Here is a 21459-nt window from a genome sequence, read left to right as displayed (position 1 = left end):
TGAGTTCGAGACCCCGGAGGGCTCTCAGACCCTGAGCGTTCGGCTGTCGTCGACCGGCGGGTCCGCCGCCGACCGCTGCGGGCAGATCACGCTCACGGAGACCGATTCGGATCGCAGCTGGCTCAGCTCTCGCGAGGATCTCGACGTGTCCTACGACGAGGGCGAGAGCTCATGCATCGCCGAGCCGGCGTCGTACCGCATCCTGCTGACCTTCCTGCTTCCCGACGACGCCGACGGCCCCTTCCTGCTCGACATCGAGGGGAGCGACGACGACCTCGCCCGGTTCCGCATCGATCCCTGAGGGCCGGGTGTCGAGACCTGAGCGGGGGCGGCCGATGACGCCGTCGTACGCCGTCGCGACGATCGCCACTCTCAAGGGCTCGGCCACTGCCGCGATCGCGACGGTGAGGAGCGGGAAGACCCCTGCCCAGAACCACCGTTCATGGCCGCCGACGAGCAGCAGCACCCCGCGGGTTCCCGCCTGCTCGGCGAAGGCCCATGCCGCGTAGGCCAGGGCGTACGCGCCGAAGAGCAGCGGCCCGCCCCGCCAGATCACCGTGACAGCCGCCCAGAGACCCTCGAGTCGCATCACGAGAGTGCGCGCGACACTCATCACCGCGCCGCGGGCAGCTCCCCCGCCGAACCGCGAGAACGCGGGAGTCGAGTCGAAGGTGGTGCCGAAGATCACGCCGGCGACTGTGAGCCACGCGGCCGGCAGGATGAGCGCCGCGACCAGGATGCCGACGAGCCAGGTCGCTCCCTCCCAGACCGCGGCGACGGGCTGGAGGTTCACGGCGAACCAGTCGCCGAATCCCCGCAGCCAGCCGACCGCCTGGCGGTCGGCGAACCAGTCGAGGACGCTCGTCCACCATCGCGCGACGAGCGTGAAGAGCATGAACGTCCACAGCACCTCGGCATAGGTGGCGAGGATGATCGTCCAACGCGGCAACCGGTCGGCGAAGCGGGTGAGGAGCACACGAGCGGCAAGGGCGATCACGAGCACCGTCACGGGCAGCACACCGACCGAGATCAGTCCGCCGCGGTCGCCGATCTGCGAGAATCCCTCACCGGACTGGGGCAGTGCGACCGCGAGCGCGATCTGGAAGAACTCGATCTGGTCGGCGTCGAGCAGCCCCCACGCGGTGTAGAACGCGAAGAACGGCAGGATCGCCGAGAGCGTGGCCGAGCCGAACTCGCGAATGCCCCCGGCATCCTCCCTCCGACTGTGCGGCAGCGACGGACGCACTGTGAGGTACATCGCGACGTACGAGACGAGGCGAGCGGCGACCGCCAGCGGCAGCAGCAGCAGGCCGCCGAGCGTGGTGTGGCCGCCGACGAATCCGGCGAACTCGATGAGCACGCGGTGCAGAGCCTCGCCCCCGAGGTACCAGGCCATGAGCGCGGGCCAGTGCCGCGCGACGATGCGCCCGAAGGTGCGGAGGGCCTGTGACATGTGCCCTACCGTACCGGTCGAGTGCGGGCGACGAGCCACCGCATACTCCGCGCGAAGGCGAGCGTCAACCGGATTCTCCGCCGTCGACGCGAGATGCACCATGTCGTCGTGAACGCATCGACGTGGTCTCCCCGCCGCGCGGTCTTCTCGGCGGCCGCGCTCCTGCTCGTGATCGGCCTGTCGGGCTGTGGCCTGACGATTCCCGCCGATCCCGACGGCACACTCGAATCCGTGACCGGGTCCGAACTGCGGGTCGGTGTCTCAGCCGATCCCGGACTCGTCGACACCGATCGCGAGACCCCGACCGGCAGCATCCCCGATCTCGTGACCGGCTTCGCAGACGGCATCGATGCCGAGGTCGACTGGACGAACGGGTCGGAGGAGACGTTGGTCGGAATGCTCGAGCGCGGCGACCTCGACCTCGTCGTCGGCGGGTTCACGGCGGACACCCCCTGGGTCGACAGAGCAGGCGTCACCCGCGGTTACCCCGGCATCGATGGAGCAGAGGGCCGCGAGATCGTCATGCTCGTGCCGCTGGGAGAGAATGCGTTCCTGAGCGAGCTGGAGCGATACCTCGACGAGGAGGCGAGCTCGTGACGACGCCGACGAGGATCGGACGGACGGAGCTCCCCGACGAGCAGCGTCAGGCGCTGCGACGAGCGGTCGGCTGGGAGTGGTTCACGATCGCCTACACCTCGGTGACGATCGCGGTGATCGCGCTCGTCGTCGGCAACTCGCAGGCGATGCGCACGGCCTGGATCGAGGACATGCTGTCGCTCATCCCGCAGATCGCGTTCCTCGTCGCGTTGATCTTCATCCGCAAGCGCCCTTCGGTGAAGCACCCCTACGGGCTGCATCGGGTCATGGGCATCGGCCATCTCGTGGCCGGGGTCGCGCTGCTGGCCGTGGGACTCAATCTGGCGGTCGAGGCGGTGACCGGGCTCATCGCCGGCGAGCATCCCACCGTCGGCACCGTGCAGCTGTTCGGGCAGACGATCTGGCTCGGCTGGCTGATGGTCGCCGTCATGGCCGTGGTGATCGTCGGTCCGGTGTTCTTCTACGGACCGGCGAAGGCGAAGCTCGCCCCCGTGCTGCACAACAAGCTGCTCTACGCCGATGCCGACATGGCGAAGGCCGACTGGCAGACCACGGTCGCCTCGATCGTCGGAGTGCTCGGCGTCGGCGTGGGTGTGTGGTGGCTGGACGGCGCGGCGGCTCTGGTGATCTCGCTCGGCATCATCTGGGACGGATGGCGCAACACGAAGACCGCGGTGATCGACCTGATGGACCAGCGCGCTCGGACCTACGACAGCAAGCATCCGCATCCGCTCGCCGGTGAAGTGCTCGCGACGATGCGCTCACAACCCTGGGTGAAGGAGGCAGGGGTCAGGATGCGCGACCAGGGCCAGGTCTTCCACATCGAGGCATTCGTCGTGCCGCACAAAGGCAAAGTGACGCTGCGACAGACGACCGACCTGTCGGAGCGGATCGCCGACCTCGACTGGAAGGTCCAGGAGGTCGTCGTCGTGCCCATCGACCGCATCCCGGACGGAGCGGACACCTCCGGCCCGGAATGACGGTCTCTATCGGTGGAAGGGGCACCCGCTCGACGCAGGCGCCGAGGCCGACCGCACCGTGCCGCCCGAGCGGGGCTTGGTGGGGAGACGACGCCGGTTGACGTCGAGGCCCTGGTCGAGGATGCGCAGGCGAGGATCGCTGAGTACCGTGATCGCTGCGGCGAGGCCTGCGATCGCGAGCTTCTCGCCGGGGCACCGATGACCGGTCGCGACGCCAGCCCCGCCGTGCGGGATGAATGCGGCGAGCGCCTCGTAGTCTGCGCCGACATCGCGGAAGCGCTCCGGGTCGAACCGCTCAGGGCGCGCCCAGAATCGGTCATCGGTGTCGGTGCCGAGGATGTCGAGCACGACGCGTCCGCCGGCATCCACTCGCTGGCCGTCGATCTCGATGTCGGCGATCGCCCACCCGGGGAGCATCGGCACGAAGGGTGAGAGGCGCCGGGTCTCCTGCGCGAACATGATCGACAGCGGGCCGCCGACGAGTGATCCCCGTTCGGCGGCTTCGGCGGCGATGCGTTCGCGCCACTCGGGGTGCTCGTGCAGGGCCTTCGCGGCGAACGCGACGAAGCGCGCGACCGCGATCATCGGACGGATGCTGTTCTGCAGCTCGACACCGGCGATGCGGGCGGGCAGCAGCTCGCCGTCCTGATCGCGGTGGTGCGCCCATCGCTCGAGCGCCGTTTCCGGTTCTGCGCTGAGTGCGCCGTGCCGCACGGCCTCGATGAGTCGGGTCGAGTGGCGATCCGACCACCACCGGTTGGCCAGAGCGGCGAGGTACTCCGGCGAGTACGGCGAGCCGAAGCCGTCGACGATCTGCGCGAGCCGCGCGGCCCACCGCGTCTTCGCTGCGGGTGTGCCGGGCACACCCGCCCATCCCATGATCGCGCGACCCAGCGCGCCGACGGCCGCGTCGTAGGCGCTGCGTGTGCCGCCGTCGAGCCACGCCTGCCGCTCGCTCTCCCACTCGCGCTCGAGCCAGGGGGTCAACCGCGCGACCTGCTCGTCGTCATAGGCGACGTCGATGAATGTGGCCTTGCGATGCTTGTGCGCGTCGCCGTCGAGGCTGTGCACCGACGCGTGACCGAACAGGCTCTCCTGCACGAGGGCCGGCATGGCCCCGGACCGCGCGATGCGGGTCTCGTCGTAGAACAGCTCGACGCCCTCTACTCCGGGCACGAACACCGTGTCGTCGCCCAGCAGTCGCATCGGTGCCGACCTCGCGCCCGGTCGCACCCGGCGCCAGATCCGTGGGCCGAAGCCGTAGCCGCGGGTGAGCAGGGTGGGTGCGTCGTCGTGCGCCAGAGCGCTGATTCTGCGGGCGGCGCGAACGGGAAGATCGATGAGTGCCATGACCTGACGTTCGCAGAGACCCTCGCGCTGTTCCAGGGGGAGGCGCCGATGCGGGCTCTGTGCTACGGCCGATCGTCGCCGCACCCGGCCCGTCAACCCCCTCGGTGGATCGCCGCGGAGGCACGACCATGATGACAACCGCCACAGAAGGAGCCGACATGGCCAAGAACGTGCGCACGATGAACTGCCGCCCCGATGACCTGTTCCGGGTGCTGGCCGACGCCTGGCTCTACCCGGCGTGGGTCGTCGGCGCCTCGCGCATGCGCGACGTCGATGACACGTGGCCGCAGCCGGGCGCGGAACTGCACCACTCGGTCGGCGTCTGGCCGGCCCTGCTCGACGACACCACGGTGGTCGAGGAGTGGGATCCCCCGCACCGGATGGTGATGCGTGCGAAGGGCTGGCCGATCGGCGAGGCCCGCGTCACGCTGCGTGTGCGTTCGCACGGCGACGGCTCGATCGTGCGGATCGACGAGGAGCCGGTGAAGGGCCCGGCGACTCTGCTTCCCGGCGTCGTCACCGCTCCCCTGCTGCGCTGGCGCAACTCCGAGACGCTGCAGCGACTCGCCTATCTCGCCGAGGGCCGCGCGGGCTGACTGACTGAAGGTGAGCCGGCTGCGCAGTGCGGGCTGCACAGCCGGCGCGGTCGCAGTCAGACGGTCGAGGGCTGGAGCACGACCTTGATGCAGCCGTCGTCCTTGCGCTGGAAGGTCTCGTAGAGCCCGGGAGCGTCTTCGAGCGGAGCGGTGTGGGTCGTGAGATCCATCACGCCCAGCGGGTCGCTGAGATCCTCGACCAGCGGCATCAGGTCGTCGATCCAGCGCTTGACGTTGCACTGGCCCATGCGGATGCTGACCTGCTTGTCGAACAGCGTCTTCATGGGCATGATGTCGGCGTCACCGGCATAGACGCCGCTGAGCGACACCGTTCCGCCGCGACGCACGACGTCGATCGACGCATAGAGGGCGGCGAGGCGATCGATGCCGGCCTTGTCGAAGACCTGCCTGGCGGCCGGATCGGGCAGCAGGCCGACTGCGCGCTGCACGAGCTTGATCCCGGGGTTGCCATGCGCCTCCATGCCGACGGCGTCGACGACGGCATCCGCCCCTCGTCCGTCGGTGAGGTCTCGCAGCTCTGCGACGACGTCGTCGGTCAGATCGAAGACCTCCGCCCCGTGTCGAGCAGCCATCTCGCGTCGCTCGGCGACGGGATCCACAGCGAGCACCCGATAACCGCGGTGCGCACCCACGCGGGCGACGAACTGGCCGACCGGGCCGAGCCCCATCACGGCGAGCGTTCCGCCATCAGGCACGTTCGCGTAGTCGACGCCCTGCCAGGCGGTCGGCAGGATGTCGCTGAGGAAGAGATAGCGCTCATCGGGAAGGTCGGAGGCGACCTTGATGTGGTTGTAGTCGGCCAGCGGAACGCGGAGATACTCGGCCTGACCGCCGGGGACCTGCCCGTAGAGCTTGGTGTAGCCGAACAGCGAGGCGCCGCTGCCGTACTCCTTCACCTGCGTCGTCTCGCACTGGGACTGCAGGCCCCGCAAGCAGAAGAAGCAGTGGCCGCACGAGATGTTGAACGGCACGACGACGCGATCGCCGACGGCCAGATCACGCACTGCCGCACCGACCTCGACGACGACGCCCATCGGCTCGTGACCGAGGATGTCGCCCTTGTCGAGGAATGGGCCGAGCAGTTCGTAGAGGTGCAGATCAGAGCCGCAGATCGCCGAAGAGGTGATCCGGATGATCGCATCCGTCGCGTGCTCGATGACCGGGTCGGGCACCTCCTCGACCGCCACGTTGCGAGTTCCCTGCCAGGTGAGTGCCTTCATCGTCATCCTCCTCGTTCGATGTCGAGTGGCCACCATCCGTCGATGACCGAGAATCCGACAGAGGGTTGACAGACGGGTGCGTGACGACGCGGCGGACGCTCAGCCGCCGACCCACGATATATGGGATGCTGGTAACGCCCCGGTGATCATCCGACCGCATCTGATGACCTGGGTTCCGTGGCGCAGTGAGGAGATCATCATGGGAAAGCTCGTCTATGAAGGCAGCGTCAAGGCCGACATCGAAGACCGCGCACTCACGCACCTGCAGCTCGTCATCACGGCCAAGCTGCGTCGAGGAGAGCCCTTCAGCTTCACCTGGCGCGAGGACATGAGCGTCGGAGGCGGCCGCACGACCGTCTGGGTGCACGCCGGAAGCTCGCTCGTCTTCAAGTACAGCGGAAGCCGTCAGCCCTCGATCAACCGCGCCTGGATCGAAGCCCTCGCGTTCACGGCCAGCGCACCGAGCGGTCTGTACCTCGTGCCCGAGCCGGCAGAGGGCAGCGCACCGCCGGCTGAGCGTCTCGACGTTCCCGCGCACGCCTGACCAGGGGGAGAATGGGGAGGTGTCCCCGAACCCCCCGCGGCGACTGCTCGCCTCCGTGCAGCGCATCCTGCACACAGATCCCTCCGCCGTCGCCCACACCGAGGCGATGCCCGTCATCGACGAACGCACGGTGCCGAGGATCCTCGATCTCGCGACTCGCATCGGTGAGTCGATGTTCGGTGTCGGCGCCTCCGCGCACGAGGTGACGCTGGCGATCACCCGCGTCTGCGCCGCCTACGGCATGCGAGACGTGCAGGTCGATGTCACGTACAACTCGATCACGGTCTCGTTCCACCTCAGTGGCGAGGTCTGGCCCGAGACTCTCGTGCGCGTCGTGCGGGTCGCCGCACCCGATCACGCCAAACTGCAGCGCGTGCAGGCCCTGGTCGCCGACATCGACGACGGCCTCGACCTCGAATCGGCCCGCACCGCGTTCCGTGTGCTGCGCCGAGTGCCGTTCCGCTACCAGCAGCCCGTCGTCATCGTGGCCCGAGCGCTGCTGGCGGTCGGCGTCAGCATCATGCTCGGGGCCTCGGCGCTCATCGTCGGGCTCACCTTCATCGCGGCGCTGTGCGCGGCGCTGACCCAGGCGGGTCTCGCCCGAGCCCGGGTCCCCCTGTTCTTCAGCCAGATCGCCGGAGGTTTCGTCACCACGGGGGTCGCGGTCGCCGTCTCGGCGCTCGGCTCGGCGGGCATCGAGCCGTTCGTCGGCATCCGCCCCTCGATCATCGTGGCCTCGGGGATCGTGCTCATGCTCGCCGGCCTCACCGTCGTCGGAGCCGCTCAGGATGCGATCGACGGTTTCGCGCTCACCGCGGGCGGGCGCATCCTCGATCTGACGATGCAGACGCTCGGCGTCGTGATCGGCATCCTCGTCGGACTCGAACTCGGCAGCGTGCTCGGCTTCACGATGGGCCTGCCCGACGACCCCGCCCCGTTCGGTCCTGTGCTGAATCAGTTCCTCGGGGCGATCATCATCGCGATCGCCGTCGCCGTCTTCAACGGCGCCGGCATCCGCATCATCCTCGTGAGCGCGCTGCTCAGCGCCGTGACCATCGCCGGATACGCCGCGATGGTCGGCCTGAACCTGCATCCGGCGGCCGCGAGCGCGATCGGAGCGCTGCTGGCGAGCTTCATCGGGATGCTGATCGCCGTGAAGCTGCACGTGCCGTCCGTCGCCGTGACCACCGCGGCCATCGTGCCCCTCGTGCCCGGTGTCGCGGTGTTCCAGGGGCTTCTCGAGATGATCCACTCGGCGGGGTCGGCCTCGGGCGTCGTGGGCATCGGAGGCTCGCTGGTCGACGCCGTGGTCATCGGCATCGCGCTGGCCTCGGGGGCATCGCTCGGTCTGTATCTGGGCACACCGGTGCGCGCCACCCTCAGCAGCGTCGCGAAGACGCGGGCGCGGGTCGTGCGGCGCTGAGCCGCACCGACCCGCGGGCCCGAGATCAGGCGTCGGCGCGCACGGACTCCAGCGACGGGTAGTCGGTGTAGCCCTCGGCAGTGCGGCCGTAGAACAGCGCGGGACGGGGCTCGTTGAGCTCGGCATCCTGACGCCAGCGCTCGACGAGGTCGGGGTTCGCGATCACCGGGCGGCCGACGGCCACGGCATCCGCCCATCCCTCCGAGATGAGCACCTCGGCCTCGGCGCGCGTGGTGGGCGACGCGAAGCCCGAGTTGACGATGAGGGGCGCTCCGGCGGTGCGGCGGATGCGCTGCACCAGCTCGCCGGTCGGCGCGGCGCTGAGCACGTCGATGAAGGCGAGGCCGAGCGGAGCGAGGCCCTCGGCGACGGCGAGGTAGGTGGCGAGCGCATCGTCGTCATCCTCTTCGAGGACGCCCTGGATGTTGTGCTGCGGCGACAGACGGATGCCGGTGCGGTCGGCGCCGACCGCCTCTGCCACCGCGCGGGTGACCTCGACGGCGAAGCGGGCGCGGTTCTCCGGCGATCCGCCGTACTGATCGTCGCGGACGTTCGACACCGGCGACAGGAACTCCTGCACGAGGTAGCCGTTCGCGCCGTGCACCTCGACGCCGTCGAAGCCCGCCTCGATCGCGTTGCGCGCTGCCTGCACGAACTGCTCGACGACCGCGGGGATCTCCTCGAGCGTGAGCGCGTGGGCCACCGGCATGTCGACCTTGCCGACCGGGGTGTGGGTCTGGCCCGGAGCGGCGAGCGCGCTCGGAGCCACGACGCGCGGCTCACCCGAGATCGCGGGGTGCGACACTCGTCCGCCGTGCATCAACTGCATGACGATGGTGCCGCCCGCCTCGTGCACAGCGGCGGCGACGCGGCTCCAGCCGGCGATCTGCTCGGGCGTGACGATTCCGGGCTGGCCCGAGTAGGACTTGCCCTCGGCCGCCGGCCACGTCCCCTCCGAGATGATGAGGCCCTGACCGGCCCGCTGGCGGTAGTACTCGACCATGGTCTCGGTGGGCACTCCCCCATCGTCCGCACGCGTGCGGGTGAGGGGCGCCATGACGACGCGGTTGGACAGCTGCAGGGCGCCGAAGACGGCCGGTTCGAAAAGAGTCACGCTCAGGAACAAGCCCCGTGACGGGTTCGGTATTCCCCGGCCGTCCCATTCAGGCCGGATGCTCAGTCGGCTGCGCGGCCGTACATCTCGCCCACCGGGACCGCCACCGGCAGCACGTTGCCGGGCTGCGCGAGCGGGCACGCCCACGCCGGGTCGTAGGCGCACGACGGGTTGTAGGCGAAGTTGAAGTCGAGCACGATCGTGCCGCGCTCGGCATCCGATCCGAGGTCTGCACCCTTGATCGTGTCGATCAGGTAGCGCCCTCCCCCGTACGTGCCACCCGGCCGACCGGCGAGCGCGTCGCGCACCGGGATGAAGATCCCGCCCCCGTAGGTCGTCAGCCGCCACACGTCGAGCGAGCCGGTGTCGGGGACCTCGACCCTGCCGATGCGCTCGAAGGGCACGACGCCGTCGGTGCCGGTCGCGAAGTCGAAGCCGCCGGGTTCCGCGGGCAGGATGGGCAGCTCGAATCGCCACTGCGGATCGTACGAGGCGATCGGCAGCCCCTCGAACAGGGGTCGATCGTCGGTCAGGAGCGGAGTCGCCGCGTGGTGCAGCATCAGGTCGTCGCGCTCGATCCGCCACAGCTCGTGCGCCTCTTCGGCGGAGTCCGCCCGTCGCACGGCGTCGTAGAGGGCGAAGACCCGACGCCTCCAGTCGACGACCTCGGCGGCGGTGCGGGCTTTCGTGAGCGTCATGCCATTCAGGCTACGCGGATGCGACGCGGTTGCGGCTCAGATGGCCTGCGACGCGACCCGATTCACGCGTCGGTGTCGCGGGGCAGCACGGTGAGCACACGCTCGATGTGGTCGCGGAACTCGACCAGGTAGTCGCGCAGGAACGTCGCCGTGCCCTCGTTCGTGACGGTGCCGTCGTCGGCGAACGTCTCGGACGAGAACTGGATGTAGGCCTCGGGTGCGGTCATCTGGCGGGCGTTGCAGAAGCTGAGCACGCCGCGCAGACTCTGCTGGGCGACGGCCGTGCCGATCGCGCCGACCGATGCTCCGATGACGGCGGCCGGGATGTGGTCGAACGAGTTCTGACCCCACGGCCGTGAGGCCCAGTCGATCGCGTTCTTGAGTCCCCCCGGAATCGAGCGGTTGTACTCGGGGGTGACGAAGAGCACGGCATCCGCCGAGTCGATCGATTCCTTGAGATCCACGGCGACGGCGGGATAGTCGTCGTCGAAGTCCTGGCTGTACAGCGGGAGGTCCCTGATGGGGATCTCGAAGAATTCCAGATCGTCCGGAGCCAGCCTGATCAGCGCCGTCGCGAGGATGCGGTTGATCGAGGTGGATGAGAGGCTTCCGACGAAGTATCCGACCCTGTACGCCATGACTGTTCCTCATTCCTGTAGCGGTGGGATCAGTCTTCTCCGAAGACGCGTCGGCGTCCAGAGCTGTCTGCGCCGCCTGCGTCCTCAGTCGCCGAACGCGGCGAGCAGCTCGGCGAAATGGTCGAGGTCCTGGGCCGACCAGCGGCGCAGCCGCTCGCCGAGACGCTCCTCATAGCGAGAGCGAGCCAGGGCGACGCGCTCCTGCGCCAGCTCGGTCGCGACGAGCACGCGCGCCCGTCGATCGTCGGGGTCAGGGACGCTCTCGACCAGCCCGAGATGCTCCAGCTGCCGCACGTGCCGGCTGACGGCCGACTTGTCGGTCTGCAGACGCTCGATGATCGCCCCGGCCGATGTGGCCTTGCCGGTCGCTATCGACGTCAGCACCTGGTATCCGAGCGGCTGCAGGTCGGGATGCACGGTCTGCGCCGCTTCACGCCAGCTCACCCGGATACGGGCGAAGAGCCTTCCCAGCTCGTGCTCGACCCTCGAGATCGCCTGGTCGAGTTCAGCCGGATCTAGCTCGGCCGGGTCGAGGGGCTCGGCGCCTTCGGCATCAGCGGCGGGCGCGCCCTCGCGGGCGGGTTCGTCGGGCGAGGCACTCATGGTCGTCAGCTTACGGCGAAGCCCCGCCGTCCGAGAGACGGCGGGGCTTCGATCAGATCATCGACTCGCAGATCGGCTGCGTGATCACTCGTCGAGCAGACCCGCGGCGGTGAGCCACTCCTCCGCGGCGGTCGCAGCCGACGCCTTCTCGTCTCCCTCGACCCGTTCGCGCAGATCGATCAGGTCATCGGTGGTGAGCTTCGCCGAGATCGCGTTGAGCACGTCTGCGAGCTCGTCGGTGTAGATGTCCTTCGAGAGCAGCGGAATGACGTTCTGCGCCGAGATCATGTTCTCGGGGTCCTCGAGGACGACGAGGTCTTCGGCCTTGATCGCCGGCGAGGTCGTGTAGATGTCCGCGACCTGAACCGTGCCGTCCACGAGCGCCTGCACCGTGTCGGGGCCGCCGAAATCCTCATAGGGGACAAACGTGACCTGGCCCGCCTCCACGCCCACCCCATAGACGTCACGCAGGCCCGGGATGCCGTAGCCGAGTTCGCCGAACTGGGGGTTCGAGGCGAGTGAGAAGGGCTCCAGCGCCTTCAGGTCGCCGATCGCCGTCAGGTCGTTGTCCTCGGCGGTCTTCTTCGTCACCACATAGGCGTCCTTGTCCTCGGCCGCAGCCGAGTCGAGCACCTGCAGGTCGTCTGCGCCCACGGCATCCGGCAGCGCGGCGTCGACGTCCTCGGTCGTCCGCTCCTCGTAGGCTGTGTCGTAGTAGGCCAGCAGGTTGCCGTTGTACTCCGGGATGAGGTTGATCGACCCGTCCTGCAGAGCGGGGATCGTCTGCTGTCGCGGACCGATGTTGAACTTGGTCGACACGTCGAACCCTTCGGCCTCGAGCGCCTGCGCATAGATCTCGCCGAGGATCTCGCTCTCGGGGAAGGCGAAGGAGCCGACGATGATGGCGTCGCCCTCAGCAGCGCCTCCACCCCCGGATGACGTCGGGTCGGCGGTCGCGCAGCCGGCGAGTGCGACGGTGGTGCTCACGGCGATCAGGCATGCTGCCAGCCGGGTCTTGCGGGCTCGAGAGGTCATGCGGGGATCCTTTCGTCGAGGTTCGGCGCCACGGCGGCATCCGACCTTTGTCGTTTCAAGCTGCGGGTCGGACGGGTCGAACGCCCCCGAGTGCGGGTGAGGCGCTGGAGAAGCGCGAAGAGACCGTCGACGCTCAGGGCGAGAACGGTCACCAGGAGCGCTCCGCCCAGGATCACGGTGTAGTCGTTGAGGCCGATGCCGGACGAGATGATGCGCCCCAGGCCACCGAGTCCGACGTAGGACGCGATCGTCACGGTCGCGATGACCTGCAGCGTGGCCGAGCGGACGCCGCCGATTATCACCGGCAGTCCGAGGGGGATCTCGACCTTGCGCAGGATCTGCATCTCCGTCATCCCGATCGATCGCGCGGCATCGATCGATTCGCGGCCCACGCTCTCGAGCCCGGCGTAGGCGCCGGCGAGCAGCGACGGTATCGCCAGCAGGACGAACGCGATGACGGACCCGACGAGGACGGCCGGGGTGGTGCTCAGACCGGAACGCAGCACCATGGTGAGGAAGAACAGGAGACCGAGCGTCGGGAGAGCGCGCATGGCGCCGGTGAACCCGATCACGAACTGACGACCGTGTCCGGTGTGCCCGATGTAGAAGCCGAGCGGAAGAGCGATCAGCATCGCTATGACGAGCGAGACACCCGAGTAGAGCAGGTGCTCGACGAGTCGGTCGCCGATGGGAAGCGGGCTCTGCGAGCCCGGCACCCAGTTGGCGGGGTCGAGGATCCAGGCGATGGCGTCGAGGAAGAAGTTCATCAGATCCCCTCTCCCGGAGGTGCGAGCACCCGACGGATGCCGGCGCTGTCGGTCGCGGCATCGGCTCCGGGTTCCGCGTCGGTCGGATCGCCGCTCTTCGCACGCACGTCCGCGGCGCGGCTCCAGGGCATGAGCACCCGCGCGATCGCCACCAGGATCAGGTCGAAGACGAGGGCGATGAGCAGACTCATGACGATGCCGACGACGACCTCCTCGAGGATGCCGCGCTGTTTGCCGTTCTGAAAGAGGTAGCCGAGGTTCTCGGAGCCGATGATCACGCCCACCGAGACGAGGGCGATGGTCGACACGGAGACGACGCGTAGCCCGGCGATCAGCACGGGGCCTGCGAGCGGGAACTCGACGCGCCAGAACCGGCCGCCGCGTGAGAAGCCGATGGCCTTCGCCGACTCGATGATCGACCGGTCGACCGATCCGAAGGCGTCCGTCGCCGAGCGCAGCATGATCGCGACCGCATAGATCGTGAGCGCCACGACCAGATTCGTGTCATCGAGGATCCGGGTGCCGAGGATGACCGGCAGGATCACGAAGAGCGGCAGGGACGGGATCGTGTAGAGCAGGCTGCCCGTCGTGATGATGAACGTCCGGGCGACGCGGTTGCGACTGGCCACCCAGCCGAGCGGCACCGCGATCAGGAAGCCGAGAATGATGGGAACGATCGCCAGACGCACGTGGTTGATCGTCAGATCGAAGATCAATCCGAGGTTGGAGGCGATCCAGTTCATCCGACGTACCGTTCTTTACGGTCTTGGGACGCCGAATCGCGAAGTCAAGACATTCGACTGAACCACAATATTTCGCGATCGACAACCCGGGCCGATACGTCGCGTGATCGGCCCGGTTCTTCGGTCAGACCTCGGCCAACAGGCGGAAGACCTTGGATGCCGCCTGGATCTCGTCCTGCGTGAGCTCGGCCACGATCGTCCGCAGACGTGACGCGTGGTCTCTGCGCAGCTCGGCGAGCACGGCACAGGCGGTCGGTGTGGGCGTCAGCACCCGCAACCGGCCGTCTCGCTCGTCAGGCCGCGACTCGATCAGGCCGAGCTCCTCGAGCATCCGCACCTGACGGCTGATGACCGACTTGTCCATCTCGAAGCGCTCGGCCAGCTCGTGCGCATTCGCCGACTCGGCCCGTTCGATGAAGGTCAGCAGCTTGTAGCCGCCCACCTGCAGCTCGGGGTCGATGCGCGCGGCCGACTCCTTCCAGAGCGTCCTGGTCCTCGCGAAGATCAGGTTGAGATGCGTCTGCAGGTCGCCGAGCGCGGTGTCGACATCGGCGGGCTCGACCGCCACAGGGGTGGTCATGTCAGCGCCTCGACTCCCGGTCGTCTCGCTCGAGCACGGTCACCGACCCGGTCGAGGTCGAGGCGGAGTCGGTGCCGGAGAGTCGGATCGTTCCGGTCGACATCGTGGCGCCGACCTCTGCCTCCGAGACCTCGAGCACCGACTCCTCGGCCTGCTCGCGCAGCTGCTCGGCGGCGTTCTTGGTCGACAGCGGCTTGTTCTTGATGAACGCGATCGCGATGATCGCGATCACCGCGAGCGGGATGGCGATGATGAAGGCGTCGGCGATGCCGTGGCCGTAGGCGCCCTCGACGATCGAGCGGATCGTGTCGGGGAGCTGCGTGACCTTCGGCACGTCGCCCGAAGCGAGGTGCTTCAGGGCGTCGACCTCTTCGGGCGTCGTCGGCGTGAAGCCGTCGAGCGCATCGGTGATGTAGTTCGCGACGCTCGTCGAGAGGGTCGCACCCATGATGGTCACGCCGATGGTGCCGGCGATCGTGCGGAAGAAGTTGACGTTCGACGACGCCGCGCCCAGCTGCTGCGGAGCCGTGTCGTTCTGCACGATGAGGGTGAGGTTCTGCATGACCATGCCGAGCCCGGCGCCGAGCACGAACATGTATGTCGCGACCAGGGGGAACGGGGTGTCGTAGCGCAGCGTCGACATCAGGCTGACGCCCACCGTGGTGAGCACCGAGCCGGTGATCATCCAGCCCTTCCACTTGCCGAACCGGCTGACGAGCTGGCCGATGATGATCGACGCGCCCATCTGGCCGATGATCATCGGGATGGTCATGAGACCGGACTCGGTCGGTGTGGCACCGCGGGCGAGCTGGAAGTACTGGGCGAGGAACACCGAGGTCGCGAACATCGAGACGCCGATGGCGATGGAGGCGATGACCGACAGCGTGAAGGTGCGGTTGCGGAACAGCGACATCGGCACGATCGGTTCCTTGACGAAGAACTCGATGGTGATGAAGCCCGCGATCGCGACACCCGCGATGACGGCGAGCACGATGCTGGTCGACGAGTCCCAATCGAACTCGCTGCCGCCCATCGAGACCCAGATGAGCAGGGTCGAGACGCCGACGGCGAGCAGGACGATGCCGAAGTAGTCGATCGACACCTTGCTGTCTCGCTGCGGCTTGGGCAGGTGCAGAGTGAACTGCAGCAGCACGAGGGCGAGAATCGCGAAGGGCACGCCGACGAAGAAGTTCGAGCGCCAGCCCCACACATCGGTGAGGAGTCCACCGAGCAGCGGGCCGCCGATGGTGCCGAGTGCCATGATGCCGCCGACGACGCCCATGTACTTGCCACGCTCACGCGGGGAGATGATGAGGGCGACCGCGATCATCACGAGCGACATCAGTCCGCCGACGCCGATGCCCTGGATCACGCGGACGGCGATGAGCATGTTCGTGTCGGTCGAGAAGCCGGCGATCACGGTGCCGACGGTGAAGATGATGAGGGACAGCTGCACGAGGATCTTGCGATCGACGAGGTCGGCGAGCTTGCCCCAGATGGGCGTCGACACGGCGGTCGCCAGAAGACTGGCCGTGATGACCCAGGTGTACTGCGACTGGGTGCCGCCGAGGTCGGCGATGATGACGGGCATCGAGGTCGAGACCACGGTTCCCGAGAGCACGGCGACGAACATGCCGACGACGAGGCCCGAGATCGCGGTGAAGACCTCGCGAGGCGAACGCGTCGCCTCGGCTGAAGAGGTGTGAGAGATGTTGGTCACAGTGGAGTGCTCCTGTGTAGAAAGTTGATAAGAGTCAACTATACGCCTATTGGTTGCGAAAGTGCAACTGTAGACCGGGAGCAACCATTGTCGGAGCCTCGCTTTCAGGGGTGGTGCGCGACGATGCAGATGTGTGAGCATCGGGCATGGCCATCATCGTGAACTCCGACAACTTCGTCCGAGCCGAGAACGATCGCATGCTCCAGGACCTGCAGCGAGACGCGGGCGGCGTCAATCGGTTCCTGCACAACAGGGCTCCCGCCGCGATCGATCGCCAGACCGTCATCCGCCTCAACCGCGACACGCTCTACAGCGTCGCCGTCGTCGACATCTCCGCCGGCGCCCGCTTCACGATTCCTGCGCACGGCGACCGCTACCTCTCGGTGATGGTCGTCAACCAGGATCACCACATCAACCGCGTGTTCCACGACCCCGGAGAACACACGCTGACCGTCGAGGACTTCGGCTCCCCCTACGTCGTGCTGGCCGTGCGCATCCTCGTCGACCCTCAGGATGCTGCGGACCTCGAGGCCGTCGCTGCGCTGCAGGATCAGCTCGGCCTGAACGCGGCATCCGCGTCGCCCTTCGTGTCACCTGACTACGACCGCGCGTCCTTCGACGACACGCGCAATGCCCTGCTCACTCTCGCTCGGCATCTCACCGGGTTCGACCGCATGTTCGGCTCGATCGAGGAGACCGACCCGATCCGACACCTCATCGGCACGGCGGCCGGGTGGGGCGGCCTGCCGACCAGCGAGGCGAGGTACATCGGCGTCGACCCCGGCCTGCCTCCCGGACGATACGAGCTCACCGTCGCAGATGTGCCCGTCGACGGGTTCTGGTCCATCTCGGTGTACAACGCCGCGGGCTACTTCGAGCCCAACGACGCCGGCGCCTACACGGTCAACAGCATCACCGGCGAGCCGAATGCGGACGGCTCGATCACGGTGCGTTTCGGTGACTGGCCGGCGGGAACGGCGAATGCCATTCCGACCCCGGACGGATGGAACTACCTCGTGCGGCTCTACCGTCCGCGAGCGGAGATCGCCGACGGAAGTTGGACCTTCCCGGCGCTCCGGCCATAGCACGGCTCGCCCTTCCTCCTGCGTAGGAGCGGTGGCGATCAGTGCGGGATCGAGGAGGACCGGTCGATGTCGAGGTCCACGTCGAGGTGCCAGTCGGACTCGGAGTCGTCATCGACGGCATCCGGCGAGTCCGGATAGAGGCGGTGCGCCTGCAGCCTCGCCGCGTGCTCACTGAAGTCCGGCTCGTCGTCGTCGAACTCGTGCGGTCCGACCAACAGGTCGTTCCCGACTCCGATCACCAGATCGGCGCAGTCCTCGCGGCCGTCGACGAGGATGGGGATCTCCACCGCATCGGCCTCTCCCTCCTTCGCGACTGCTGCCGCGAGGGTCACGAGGGAATCGGCCACGTCATCCGTGGTCACCAGCTGCTGGCCTGCATACGAGACGATCTTCATGGCTCCATCCTCGCCGAGCTCACGAATCCGCGTTTCAGGGTTGCGTCACCCGGTGCGGTTCGATAGGTGCGACGGAGCCGGATGAGTCCGCTCACATCCGGGCGTATCGCGCGCGGGCGAAGCAGAACAGGCCGTAGAGGGCGAGGCCGGCACCGACGACCCAGAGGATGACAGCTCCGAACGGCAGCCCTGCCAGAGCGCGCAGCGCAGAGTCCAAGCCGCCGGCGGTCTCGGGGTCGTGGGTCAGCGCCGCGATGACGAAGAGCACTCCCGCCACCCCGACCGCGATGCCCTTGGCGACGTAGCCGGCCACACCGAACGCCGTGATGCCCGAGCGTGCCTTCGCCGACGGCACAGAGAGATGCTCCATGAACGCCCGGGTGATTCCGCGCACGATGAAGGCGATCCCGACCGCGGCCACGCCGAGCCCGACCAGCACGAGCAGCACGACGCCGGCCGGCGCCGCCAGCAGCTTCGCGCTGAAGGACTGCGACGATTCGGACGACTGCGACTGGCCGCCGAGTGCATAGACCAGAGCCGTCGCGCCGATCGCCAGGTAGGCGACGGCGGTGCCCACGAACTTCGCCCTGTGCGCCCACATCTTCTTCGCATCGGGATCACGTTCGACGACGGCCTCGGCGATCTGCCAGATCGCGAGTGCGAACAGGCCGAGCACGATCAGCCAGAGCAGGAACACGCCGGCCGGAGACTCCTGGATCTGCTGCAGGGCACCACCCTGGTCGGCGTTCTCGCCGCCCCCGCCCGTGGCGATCGAGATCGCGATCCCGCCGATGAGGATGTGCAGGATGCCCAGCACGACATAGCCGACGCGAGCGAGCACGCGGAAGGCGGTCGAGTCCTGAGCGGCCCTCGCGGTGGAGGCGGCCGAGTCGCGAGTGTTCATGGAGTCACAGTGCTTTCGATCGGTTCTTCGGAGATGTCTGAGGTTCTGCGGTCACGAGCCAGGCGGCGTGCACGCGTCGCCTGGACGCAGGCCCACACGAATGTGGCGACGGCGACGCCCTCGAGCATGCCCGCGACCACATCGCTGAGCCAGTGGGCGTGGAGGTAGGTGCGGCTCCACATCATGAGTGCGATCCACACGACACCGACGACCCACACCCAGCGGCGTCGGAGCACGAGTCCGAGGATCACCACCACGGTCGTGGCCACAGCCGTGTGCCCCGACGGGAAGGAGGTCGCGACGCTCTCTGCGAGCGAGTCGGCGGGGCGGGTGCGGCCGATCACCGCAGCCATCGTCGCTCCGATCGCGACGACGGTGACCATCGCGATCGCCAGTGTCACGGCATCCCCCCGGCGTCCGCGCCAGAGGAATGCGGCGATCAGCAGAACGCCGATGACGATCATGCCGATCGTGCCGCCCACGACCGCGGGCACCCAGGCCACGACGAGCCAGGCGTCATCAGTGAGTGCGACCATCAGCTCGTTCCACCAGACGTCGACGACGAGCGGCTCGTGACCGCCGAGGGCCACCACGGCTCGCAGCACGACGAACGCGAGGGTCGCTGCGGCACCGACGACGATCGCGCCGGTGCCGCGCTGCACCTCGGTCATGCCGAGATCAGGCGAGGGGTTCGTTGTCGCGCATGCTGCGACGGGTCACGCGGTCGCCGGTCGCCGGGTCGACGGCGGTGCGGTCGACGGTCTCGGTGCGGCGACTGCGCATCGTGAGGACGAGGCTGATCAGGAAGACGACGACTCCGGCACCCATGAGGATGTAGCCGATCAGGTCGAGGTCGACGTACCCGCCGGTGTCGATGTTGAGTGCGAAGACGAGGATCGCTCCGATGACGAAGAGCGCGATGCCGCTTCCGATACCCATATGTCCATTCCTCTCCGGGCCCGCGTTCGCGGACTCGCGACGACAAGAATAGGGTCAGCAGAGATTGAGTCAATGGCCATGGACACACCTGCCGTGCCGTGATATGGATGGGAACGATGACCGATCTCGAACGCCGCGCCGGCATCTTCGCCGCACTCGCCGATCAGACGCGCCTGCGGATCGTCGATCTGCTCACGCTCGGTGATCTGTCCTCCTCCGAGATCGGGTCGGCTCTCGACCTCCGGTCGAACCTGATCGCGCACCATCTCGGAGTGCTGGAGTCCGCGCAGATCGTCGCGCGCACCCGCTCGGAATTCGACCGTCGACGCAGCTACATCGGTCTGCGGCCCGAGGTGTTCGACACGCTCGCGCCGCCCAGCGTCGCCCCGCCTCGCCGTGTGCTGTTCGTCTGCACCGCGAACTCCGCCCGGTCGCAGCTGGCCGAGGCGATCTGGCGCGACACGAGCCAGGTGGCGGTCGCCTCGGCAGGCACCAGACCGGCTGAGACGGTGAATCCCGAGGCCACCGCGGCGGCCGCTCGGCACGGGCTCGTCATCGACCCCGTGCAGCCGCCCCGCCACATCGACGAGGTACGCACCGACGGCGACCTGGTCATCACCGTGTGCGACGACGCCCATGAGCGGCTCCACGCCAGCGACGATCTGCACTGGTCGATCCGCGATCCCGCCCGCATCGGCACTCCCGCCGCCTTCGACGCCGCGTTCGACACTCTCGTCCAGCGCATCCGCGCCTTCTCCTCGCGCCTCGTCGCCGCCTGAGCCGATGTCCCCGGTGCGTGCGACGATCTGCACGTCGACGGGAGAACAGGATGCGGGGCGAAGCGACCGTGCTGCATGCCGACCTCGACGCGTTCTATGCATCGGTCGAGCAGCGCGATGCCCCGGCGCTGCGCGGCAGGCCGGTCATCGTGGGCGGCGGGGTCGTGCTGGCTGCGAGCTACGAGGCCAAGGCCCGCGGGGTGCGCACGGCCATGGGCGGCCGACAGGCCCTCGAGCTCTGTCCCGATGCGATCGTCGTGCCACCGCGGATGGAGGCCTACTCGGCCGCGAGCAAAGACGTGTTCGCGATCTTCCGCGACACGACGCCGCTCGTCGAGGGGCTCTCGATCGATGAGGCCTTCCTCGAGGTCGGGGGTCTCCGGCGCATCGTCGGCACGCCCGAGGAGGTCGGCGTGCGCCTGCGCGAACGCATCCGCGCGGAGGTCGGGCTGGCCATCTCGGTCGGCGTCGCGCGCACGAAGTTCCTCGCGAAGGTCGCGAGCGCCGTCAGCAAGCCAGACGGTCTGCTCGTGGTCGAACCCGAGCGCGAAGAGGAGTTCCTGCTCCCCCTGCCGGTCGAGCGACTGTGGGGCGTGGGCGCCGTCACGGCTGAGAAACTGCAGCGCTACGGCATCCGCACCGTCGGCCAGCTGGCCGAGCTCGAGTCCGCCACCGCCGAGCGGATGCTGGGCAAGGCCGTCGGCGCGCACCTGCACGCCCTCGCCCGCCTGCGGGATCCGCGTCCGGTCGACACGACCAAGCGCCGCGGATCCATCGGCTCGCAGCGCGCCCTCGGCCGGGGCCCACGCTCGGCCGAGGAGCTCGATCTCATCCTGACGCAGATCGTCGACCGACTCGCGCGACGACTGCGCGACGGTGATCGGGTATGCCGCTCGGTGGTGCTGCGGCTGCGCTTCGGCGACTTCGCGAAGGCCACGCGATCACGCACCCTCGGGTCCGCCACCGATCGCACCGCGATCCTGCTCACGGTGGCTCGAGCGCTGCTCGCCACCGCGCTCCCCGAGATCGACGAGCGCGGCATCACCCTGATCGGGCTGTCGCTGTCGCACCTCGATCATGCAGACCGCATGCAGCCCGAGCTGCCGATCGACTGGGGCGACGAACAGCGGCTCGACACGGTGCTCGACACCCTGCGCGACCGGTTCGGGGCGATGTCGGTCTCGCGTGCGGCGCAGATGGGCCGTGATCCGGGTTGGTCCAGCCCGATCCTGCCCGAACACGAGTGACCGATGCGAGCGTCGCGCGTGCGACGGC

The 21459-nt window shown here is 68.3% G+C and carries 24 protein-coding genes; 8 read left to right on the top strand and 16 right to left on the bottom strand.

The features are described from left to right. Positions 1–169: 169 nt before the first annotated feature. Positions 170–1453 (bottom strand): hypothetical protein, encoded by a 1284-nt coding sequence (locus QMA07_RS12575; protein WP_290162366.1) that lies wholly within the window; start codon positions 1451–1453, stop codon positions 170–172. 108 nt (positions 1454–1561) lie between these two features. Between QMA07_RS12575 and QMA07_RS12570 the strand changes: the two genes are divergently transcribed. Together QMA07_RS12570 and QMA07_RS12565 are read left to right on the top strand one after the other, a co-directional pair. Continuing rightward, positions 1562–2050 carry a hypothetical protein gene (locus QMA07_RS12570; RefSeq protein ID WP_290162364.1) on the top strand — a complete coding sequence of 163 codons (489 nt, stop codon included), beginning with the start codon at positions 1562–1564 and terminating at the stop codon, positions 2048–2050. After that, on the top strand, positions 2047–3030 hold the full coding sequence (locus tag QMA07_RS12565; RefSeq protein WP_290162362.1) for a cation transporter: 984 nt from the start codon (positions 2047–2049) through the stop codon (positions 3028–3030). The genes QMA07_RS12570 and QMA07_RS12565 overlap by 4 nt, the downstream gene beginning before the upstream one ends. 6 nt (positions 3031–3036) lie before the next feature. On the opposite strand, the gene QMA07_RS12560 is transcribed toward QMA07_RS12565, so the two are convergent. Further along, positions 3037–4380 (bottom strand): cytochrome P450, encoded by a 1344-nt coding sequence (locus tag QMA07_RS12560; RefSeq protein ID WP_290162360.1) that lies wholly within the window; start codon positions 4378–4380, stop codon positions 3037–3039. Between the two features lie 158 nt (positions 4381–4538). Between QMA07_RS12560 and QMA07_RS12555 the strand changes: the two genes are divergently transcribed. Continuing rightward, positions 4539–4976 carry an SRPBCC family protein gene (locus QMA07_RS12555; RefSeq protein ID WP_290162358.1) on the top strand — a complete coding sequence of 146 codons (438 nt, stop codon included), beginning with the start codon at positions 4539–4541 and terminating at the stop codon, positions 4974–4976. Positions 4977–5032: 56 nt separating this feature from the next. On the opposite strand, the gene QMA07_RS12550 is transcribed toward QMA07_RS12555, so the two are convergent. Continuing rightward, on the bottom strand, positions 5033–6217 hold the full coding sequence (locus tag QMA07_RS12550) for an alcohol dehydrogenase catalytic domain-containing protein (protein ID WP_290162356.1): 1185 nt from the start codon (positions 6215–6217) through the stop codon (positions 5033–5035). A 199-nt stretch (positions 6218–6416) separates the two neighbouring features. Here QMA07_RS12550 and QMA07_RS12545 point away from each other — a divergent pair, with 199 nt between their 5' ends. Next, entirely contained in the window at positions 6417–6761 is a 345-nt protein-coding gene (locus QMA07_RS12545) for a hypothetical protein (protein ID WP_042540154.1), read from the top strand. A 19-nt stretch (positions 6762–6780) separates the two neighbouring features. After that, positions 6781–8184, top strand: coding sequence for a threonine/serine exporter family protein (locus QMA07_RS12540; protein WP_290162353.1), 1404 nt, complete (start codon positions 6781–6783; stop codon positions 8182–8184). Between the two features lie 25 nt (positions 8185–8209). On the opposite strand, the gene QMA07_RS12535 is transcribed toward QMA07_RS12540, so the two are convergent. From QMA07_RS12535 to QMA07_RS12495, 9 genes are all read right to left on the bottom strand, one after another. Beyond that, positions 8210–9298, bottom strand: a complete 1089-nt coding sequence (locus QMA07_RS12535; RefSeq protein ID WP_290162351.1) for an alkene reductase — start codon at positions 9296–9298, stop codon at positions 8210–8212. 62 nt (positions 9299–9360) lie between these two features. Further along, positions 9361–9996, bottom strand: coding sequence for a DUF1684 domain-containing protein (locus tag QMA07_RS12530; protein WP_290162349.1), 636 nt, complete (start codon positions 9994–9996; stop codon positions 9361–9363). A gap of 62 nt (positions 9997–10058) precedes the next feature. Next, positions 10059–10634, bottom strand: a complete 576-nt coding sequence (locus QMA07_RS12525; RefSeq protein ID WP_290162346.1) for an NADPH-dependent FMN reductase — start codon at positions 10632–10634, stop codon at positions 10059–10061. An 84-nt stretch (positions 10635–10718) separates the two neighbouring features. Beyond that, positions 10719–11237 carry a MarR family transcriptional regulator gene (locus QMA07_RS12520; RefSeq protein ID WP_290162344.1) on the bottom strand — a complete coding sequence of 173 codons (519 nt, stop codon included), beginning with the start codon at positions 11235–11237 and terminating at the stop codon, positions 10719–10721. Positions 11238–11321: 84 nt separating this feature from the next. Further along, positions 11322–12272, bottom strand: a complete 951-nt coding sequence (locus tag QMA07_RS12515; protein WP_290162341.1) for an ABC transporter substrate-binding protein — start codon at positions 12270–12272, stop codon at positions 11322–11324. Further along, positions 12269–13039, bottom strand: a complete 771-nt coding sequence (locus QMA07_RS12510; RefSeq protein ID WP_290162339.1) for an ABC transporter permease — start codon at positions 13037–13039, stop codon at positions 12269–12271. Before QMA07_RS12510 ends, QMA07_RS12515 begins: the two co-directional genes overlap by 4 nt. Continuing rightward, positions 13039–13782 carry an ABC transporter permease gene (locus tag QMA07_RS12505; protein ID WP_290162337.1) on the bottom strand — a complete coding sequence of 248 codons (744 nt, stop codon included), beginning with the start codon at positions 13780–13782 and terminating at the stop codon, positions 13039–13041. Before QMA07_RS12505 ends, QMA07_RS12510 begins: the two co-directional genes overlap by 1 nt. 124 nt (positions 13783–13906) lie before the next feature. Further along, positions 13907–14362 (bottom strand): MarR family transcriptional regulator, encoded by a 456-nt coding sequence (locus QMA07_RS12500; RefSeq protein ID WP_290162336.1) that lies wholly within the window; start codon positions 14360–14362, stop codon positions 13907–13909. Position 14363: 1 nt separating this feature from the next. After that, positions 14364–16082 carry an MDR family MFS transporter gene (locus QMA07_RS12495; RefSeq protein ID WP_290162335.1) on the bottom strand — a complete coding sequence of 573 codons (1719 nt, stop codon included), beginning with the start codon at positions 16080–16082 and terminating at the stop codon, positions 14364–14366. Between the two features lie 146 nt (positions 16083–16228). Here QMA07_RS12495 and QMA07_RS12490 point away from each other — a divergent pair, with 146 nt between their 5' ends. After that, the gene (locus QMA07_RS12490) at positions 16229–17167 is read left to right on the top strand and encodes a DUF1214 domain-containing protein (protein WP_290162333.1); all 939 of its coding nucleotides are present in this window, start codon (positions 16229–16231) and stop codon (positions 17165–17167) included. Positions 17168–17205: 38 nt separating this feature from the next. Here QMA07_RS12490 and QMA07_RS12485 read toward each other — a convergent pair whose 3' ends face one another. The 4 genes from QMA07_RS12485 to QMA07_RS12470 all read right to left on the bottom strand — a co-directional run bounded on the left by QMA07_RS12485 (position 17206) and on the right by QMA07_RS12470 (position 19405). Next, a complete protein-coding gene (locus QMA07_RS12485; protein ID WP_290162331.1) occupies positions 17206–17562 on the bottom strand; it encodes a hypothetical protein in 357 nt (118 codons plus the stop codon). Between the two features lie 91 nt (positions 17563–17653). Then, positions 17654–18466 (bottom strand): DUF1206 domain-containing protein, encoded by an 813-nt coding sequence (locus tag QMA07_RS12480; protein WP_290162328.1) that lies wholly within the window; start codon positions 18464–18466, stop codon positions 17654–17656. After that, positions 18463–19137, bottom strand: a complete 675-nt coding sequence (locus tag QMA07_RS12475) for a phosphatase PAP2 family protein (protein WP_290162326.1) — start codon at positions 19135–19137, stop codon at positions 18463–18465. Before QMA07_RS12475 ends, QMA07_RS12480 begins: the two co-directional genes overlap by 4 nt. Before the next feature lie 7 nt (positions 19138–19144). After that, a complete protein-coding gene (locus tag QMA07_RS12470; RefSeq protein ID WP_290162324.1) occupies positions 19145–19405 on the bottom strand; it encodes a DUF6458 family protein in 261 nt (86 codons plus the stop codon). Between the two features lie 116 nt (positions 19406–19521). On the opposite strand from QMA07_RS12470, the gene QMA07_RS12465 reads away from it, so the two are divergent. After that, positions 19522–20184: an ArsR family transcriptional regulator gene (locus QMA07_RS12465; protein WP_290162322.1), complete on the top strand. Its 663-nt coding sequence runs from the start codon at positions 19522–19524 to the stop codon at positions 20182–20184. A 50-nt stretch (positions 20185–20234) separates the two neighbouring features. Further along, positions 20235–21431: a DNA polymerase IV gene (gene dinB, locus QMA07_RS12460; RefSeq protein WP_290162320.1), complete on the top strand. Its 1197-nt coding sequence runs from the start codon at positions 20235–20237 to the stop codon at positions 21429–21431. The last annotated feature ends 28 nt before the right edge of the window (positions 21432–21459 follow it).

Source organism: Microbacterium sp. APC 3901 (genome assembly GCF_030407765.1).
In the GTDB taxonomy this organism is placed as follows: domain Bacteria; phylum Actinomycetota; class Actinomycetes; order Actinomycetales; family Microbacteriaceae; genus Microbacterium.
Note: the sequence above shows the minus strand (reverse complement) of the source record. Positions and strands in the feature narration are given on the sequence as shown.